This is a genomic window from Pseudomonas sp. (genome assembly GCF_049645325.1).
GTDB lineage: Bacteria > Pseudomonadota > Gammaproteobacteria > Pseudomonadales > Pseudomonadaceae > Aquipseudomonas.
In genome coordinates this window covers 1-5,699 of sequence record NZ_JBARTQ010000489.1, presented here as the reverse complement: position 1 = coordinate 5,699, position 5,699 = coordinate 1, and the positions used below count along the sequence as shown (strand labels likewise).

The 5,699-nt window shown below is 60.6% G+C and carries 6 protein-coding genes; all 6 read right to left on the bottom strand.

What is annotated here, in order from left to right:
• Positions 1-1,391 (bottom strand): Hpt domain-containing protein (locus WBB95_RS20960; RefSeq protein WP_424489316.1); only part of this gene is annotated, 1,391 nt, incomplete at its 3' end.
• Positions 1,392-1,402: 11 nt separating this feature from the next.
• Entirely contained in the window at positions 1,403-2,191 is a 789-nt protein-coding gene (locus WBB95_RS20955; protein ID WP_424489315.1) for a protein phosphatase CheZ, read from the bottom strand.
• Between the two features lie 18 nt (positions 2,192-2,209).
• Positions 2,210-2,584 (bottom strand): chemotaxis response regulator CheY, encoded by a 375-nt coding sequence (locus WBB95_RS20950; protein ID WP_005790040.1) that lies wholly within the window; start codon positions 2,582-2,584, stop codon positions 2,210-2,212.
• Between the two features lie 166 nt (positions 2,585-2,750).
• Positions 2,751-3,491 (bottom strand): RNA polymerase sigma factor FliA, encoded by a 741-nt coding sequence (gene fliA, locus WBB95_RS20945; protein WP_065909829.1) that lies wholly within the window; start codon positions 3,489-3,491, stop codon positions 2,751-2,753.
• Positions 3,488-4,321: a flagellar synthesis regulator FleN gene (fleN, locus tag WBB95_RS20940; protein ID WP_003192912.1), complete on the bottom strand. Its 834-nt coding sequence runs from the start codon at positions 4,319-4,321 to the stop codon at positions 3,488-3,490. The genes fliA and fleN overlap by 4 nt, the downstream gene beginning before the upstream one ends.
• Positions 4,322-4,425: 104 nt before the next feature.
• Positions 4,426-5,699, bottom strand: a 1,274-nt coding sequence (flhF, locus tag WBB95_RS20935) for a flagellar biosynthesis protein FlhF (RefSeq protein ID WP_424489314.1), incomplete at its 5' end; no start/stop codon positions are given.

Below are 5,699 nucleotides of genomic sequence, written 5' to 3'. Positions count from 1 at the left end.
GCGTTGCGCACCAAGTGGACCAGCGGGTCGGCCAGGGCCTCGACAAGGTTCTTGTCGAGGTCGGTTTCTTCACCCACCAGTTCCAGGTTGATTTCTTTCTTGAGCTGGCGGGCCAGGTCGCGAACCAGGCGCGGGAAGCGGCCGAAGACTTTCTTGATCGGCTGCATCCGCGTTTTCATCACGGCGGTTTGCAGGTCGGCAGTGACCACGTCAAGGTTCGACACAGCCTTTTGCATGGCCTCGTCGCCACTGTTCAGGCCCAGGCGCACCAGGCGGTTACGCACCAGTACCAATTCGCCGACCATGTTCATGATGTCGTCCAGGCGCGCGGTATCAACCCGCACGGTGGTTTCGGCTTCACTGGCAGGCTTCTCGGCAACCGGCGCCGCGGCGGCACGTGCAGGCGCCGGGGCAGCTGCAGGGGCTGGAGCGGGTTTGGCGACGACAGGCGCGGCGGCTTTGGCGGGTGCGGGCTTGGCCGCCACCGGGGTGGCGGTCGCCGCGGCGGCCGGGGCCACTTCGGTGAACTTGCCTTTGCCGTGCAATTCGTCCAGCAGGGCTTCGAATTCGTGATCGGAAATCAGCCCGTCACCAGCAGGTTCAGCCTTGGCGGCCGGCGCTGCGGCGGTCGCTGCGACTTGCGGCAGGGCTTCGGCCACAAACGAGCCTTTGCCATGCAGTTGGTCGAGCAATGCTTCGAATTCGTCGTCGGTAATGTCGGTGTTGACGGGTGCCGCTGGCGCTGGCGGCGCGGCGGCAGGTGCCACCGCATCGGCGGCGAACTGGCCTTTGCCGTGCAACTGATCAAGCAGCGATTCGAACTCGGCGTCGGTGATGTCTTCGCTGGTCGGCGCAGCAGGCGCAGCGACCGCTTTCGGCGCTTCTGCCTCAGCCTTCACCGCATTGAGGGAGTTGAGCAACTGCTCGAACTCGCTGTCCGTCACGTCCGCTTCAGGCTCGGCCACCGGTGCGGCTTCCACGGCCAGCGCCACCGAGGTGTCAGCAGGCTCTGCCAGGCGCGCCAGGGCAGCCAGCAGTTCCGGGGTGGCCGCCGTGATCGGGGCACGTTCGCGCACTTCGCTGAACATGCCGTTGACCGCATCCAGTGCTTCGAGAATCACGTCCATCAGTTCCGAGTCGACGTGCCGCTCACCCTTGCGCAGGATGTCGAACACGTTCTCGGCGATGTGACAGCACTCCACCAGCTCATGGAGCTGGAGGAAGCCGGCGCCCCCTTTTACAGTGTGAAAACCGCGAAAAATTGCATTGAGCAGGTTCGCATCATCCGGTCGGCTTTCCAGCTCGACCAGTTGTTCGGACAGTTGCTCTAAAATTTCGCCGGCCTCTACAAGGAAATCCTGAAGGATTTCTTCATCGGCGCCGAAGCTCATGTGGGTGCTCCTTAGAAGCCTAAACTGGATAACAGGTCATCTACGTCATCCTGACCTGACATAACGTCTTCACGTTTATCGGCATGAATCTGCGGACCTTCACCCTTGGCGAGATGTTTTTGTGGATCTTTTTCCGAGAGGATCGCTTCGCGGTCATGTTCGATGCCGGCAAAACGGTCAACCTGGCCTGCCATGAGCACCAATTTGAGCAAATTGCTTTCCACTTCGGTGACCAGTTGGGTCACGCGCTTGATCACCTGACCGGTGAGGTCCTGGTAATCCTGGGCCAGCAGAATGTCGTTGAGGTTGCTGGCCACCGTGCGGTTTTCCTGCTCGCTGCGCGAAAGGAAACCTTCGACCCGACGCGCCAATTCACGAAACTCTTCAGCACCCACTTCCCGACGCATGAAGCGGCCCCAGTCAACGCTGAGGGCCTGGGCTTCGTTGGCCATGCCGTTGACCAATGGCGTGGCGTTTTCGACCAGGTCCATGGTGCGGTTGGCCGCCGCTTCAGTCAGCCTGACCACATAGGACAGGCGTTCGGTAGCGTCGGTGATTTGCGAAATTTCTTCGGCCTGGGGCATGTGCGGGTCAATCTGAAAATTGACGATCGCACTGTGCAGCTCGCGTGTGAGCTTGCCCACTTCCTGGTACAGGCCGCGGTCACGGGTCTGGTTAAGCTCATGGATTAACTGCACCGCGTCGCCGAACTGGCCTTTTTCAAGGCTGTCGACCAACTGGTGAGCATGCTTTTTCAGGGTCGACTCAAAGTCTCCCTGTGACGTTTCTTTATGCTCCATAGCTCCCCCGTGGCAGCATCAATGACCGATGCGTTCGAAGATTTTTTCGATCTTCTCTTTCAAGGCCAGTGCAGTGAATGGCTTGACCACGTAACCGTTGACCCCGGCTTGGGCGGCTTCGATGATCTGCTCACGCTTGGCTTCGGCGGTCACCATCAACACAGGCAGGCTACGCAGTTTTTCATCCGCGCGCACATGGCGCAGCAGATCGATGCCGGTCATGCCCGGCATGTTCCAGTCGGTTACCAGAAAGTCGATGCTCCCGCTGTTGAGGATCGGAATCGCCGTAATGCCGTCATCCGCCTCGACCGTGTTGGTGAACCCAAGGTCACGCAACAGATTTTTTATGATCCGCCGCATCGTTGAGAAGTCATCAACGATGAGGATTTTCATGTTCTTGTCCAATTCGACCTCCAAGCAGTCTTAAACGCGCCCAGCACCTGGACGCGCCATTTCAATCAACAGGCGTTACACAAAAAGGACTGCCGGGGCACCACGGAGCCAGCCCGCAAAGGCGTTAACCTTCGCGGTATCGTCTGCAGTGTCCCCACACTGCCTGTCAGCGCGCGCGCCACTCTCCCAATCGCCCCCGCAAGCGAGCTGCGCACTGGCTATGCAACTGGCTGACGCGCGATTCGCTGACCCCCAGGACCTCACCGATTTCCTTGAGGTTCAGCTCCTCGTCGTAGTACAGCGCCAATACCAGTCGCTCACGCTCCGGCAAATTGGCGATCGCGTCCGCCAACGCACCCTGGAAACGTTCGTCTTCCAGGTCGCGCGACGGTTCGAGATGTGCACTCGCGCCGTCCTCGTGCAGCCCTTCGTGTTCGCCGTCCTGCAACAGGTCGTCGAAACTGAACAGGCGGCTGCCCAAGGTATCGTTCAAAATCCCGTAGTAATCGTCGAGACTCAATTGGAGTTCGGCCGCAACTTCATGATCTTTAGCGTCACGACCGGTTTTTGCTTCAATTGCGCGAATTGCGTCACTGACCATTCGCGTGTTGCGGTGTACCGAACGCGGCGCCCAATCCCCTTTACGCACTTCATCGAGCATCGCGCCACGGATACGGATGCCCGCATACGTCTCGAAACTCGCACCCTTGCTCGCGTCGTATTTGGTCGACACTTCGAGCAGGCCGATCATGCCGGCCTGGATCAGGTCTTCCACCTGCACGCTGGCGGGCAGGCGGGCCAGCAAGTGGTAGGCAATGCGCTTGACCAGAGGCGCATAGCGCTCGATCAATTCGCCTTGACTGTCACGTGCCGACTTTTTGTAAAGGTTGTAGCCGCTGGATGTCATAGCACCGGTCCTGCGCTCGTCTGATGCACCAAACGCTCAACGAAAAACTCCAGATGCCCCCGCGGGTTGGCAGGCAACGGCCAGGTATCAACCTTCTGGGCAATGGCCTTGAACGCCAGTGCGCATTTGGAACGAGGGAACGCTTCATAGACTGCGCGCTGCTTTTGCACAGCCTTGCGCACACACTCGTCGTAAGGCACTGCGCCGACGTATTGTAAGGCGACATCAAGGAAGCGGTCCGTGACCTTGGTCAACTTGGCGAACAGGTTGCGCCCTTCCTGCGGGCTCTGGGCCATGTTGGCCAGGACGCGGAAGCGGTTCATGCCGTAGTCACGGTTAAGCAGTTTGATCAGGGCGTAGGCGTCGGTGATCGAGGTGGGTTCGTCGCAGACCACCAGCAGCACTTCTTGCGCCGCGCGCACGAAGCTGACCACGGATTCGCCGATCCCGGCGGCGGTGTCGATCACCAGCACGTCGAGGTTGTCGCCGATATCGCTGAACGCCTGGATCAGGCCGGCATGCTGCGCCGGGCTCAGGTGCACCATGCTCTGGGTGCCCGACGCCGCCGGCACGATGCGAATGCCGCCAGGGCCTTGCAGCAGCACATCGCGCAGCTCGCAACGGCCTTCGATCACATCGGCCAGGGTGTGTTTGGGTGTCAGCCCCAGCAGAACGTCGACGTTCGCCAGGCCCAGGTCAGCATCCAGCAGCATGACGCGACGGCCAAGCTCTGCCAGGGCCAGGGACAAATTCACTGACACGTTAGTTTTCCCGACGCCACCTTTGCCGCCGGTCACCGCGATCACCTGTACGGGATGCATGCTGCCCATTTTATTTCTTTACCTTGTCTTGCTTAGACGCAGGCTACATGGCTTGGCCGCGTGAATCGCTTGCAGACCATCGATGTAGATACTTTTCACGGTGCTCACTGCCCTCAACCGACCCGTTTTGCCGGGTTGTGGTAAAGGTCAGCGAACATGTCAGCCATCGCTTCCTCGCTAGGCTCTTCTTGCATTTGCACACTGACGGCACGGCTGACCAACTGATGACGGCGCGGCAGATGCAAATCATCCGGGATCCGCGGCCCGTCGGTCAGGTACGCGACCGGTAATTCATGACTGATTGCCAGGCTCAACACCTCGCCCAGGCTCGCCGTTTCGTCGAGCTTGGTCAGGATGCAACCGGCCAGGCCGCAGCGTTTATAGCTGTGGTAGGCAGCGGTAAGAACCTGTTTCTGGCTGGTGGTTGCAAGCACCAGGTAATTTTTCGATTTGATCCCACGCCCGGCCAGGCTTTCCAGTTGCATGCGCAACGCCGGGTCGCTGGCCTGCAGGCCGGCGGTGTCGATCAGCACCACGCGTTTGCGCAGCAGCGGGTCGAGGGCGTTGGCCAGGGACTGGCCCGGGTCGACATGGGTCACCGGCACGTTGAGGATACGGCCCAGGGTCTTGAGCTGTTCCTGAGCACCGATGCGGTAGCTGTCCATGCTCACCAGCGCGATATTCTGCGCGCCGTATTTAAGCACGTAGCGGGCGGCCAGCTTGGCCAGGGTGGTGGTCTTGCCCATGCCGGCAGGGCCGACCATGGCGATCACACCGCCCTCTTCAAGGGGTTCGATTTCCGGCGTGGCGATCATGCGTGCCAAATGGGCCAGCAACATGCGCCAGGCCTGACGAGGCTCTTCGACTTCAGCGGTGAGCGCCAACAGGTCGCGCGACAACGGGCCGGACAGGCCGATGCGTTGCAGGCGACGCCACAGGTTGGCTTGGTGTGGCTTGCTGCCTTGCAACTGGTTCCATGCCAGCGAGCCCAACTGCACTTCGAGCAGTTCACGCAGGCCGTTGAGTTCAAACCGCATCGAATCAAACACACGCTGATCGACGGCAGCTGCCGGAGCAGGCGCAGCAGGACGTGGCGGTTCTTTGAAAGTGGGCTCAACCAATGGCTCGGCGGCGGTCAGCGGCAGGCCGGCGAACAGCTGGCGATTGGTGGTGGCATCGCTGTCGCCACGCATGCTCAGTTCAGCTTGGGCCGACACAATGCGCGAGGCGGTCTTGCGCAGTTCGTCTTCGAGTTCCATGTTCGGCACGCGCGGGGCCAGCGCCGACGGGGTGTAATCCAGGGCAGCCGTCAGCTCGACACCGCCGGCAATACGACGGTTACCAATAATCGCGGCATCGGCGCCCAGCTCATCACGTACCAGTTTCA

Excerpts from the sequence above, each read along its gene's own strand:
- fleN (WP_003192912.1), bottom strand. The coding sequence starts at position 4,321 with ATGGGCAGCATGCATCCCGTACAGGTGATCGCGGTGACCGGCGGCAAA.
- WBB95_RS20955 (WP_424489315.1), bottom strand. The coding sequence starts at position 2,191 with ATGGAGCATAAAGAAACGTCACAGGGAGACTTTGAGTCGACCCTGAAA.
- fliA (WP_065909829.1), bottom strand. The coding sequence starts at position 3,491 with ATGACATCCAGCGGCTACAACCTTTACAAAAAGTCGGCACGTGACAGT.
- WBB95_RS20950 (WP_005790040.1), bottom strand. The coding sequence starts at position 2,584 with ATGAAAATCCTCATCGTTGATGACTTCTCAACGATGCGGCGGATCATA.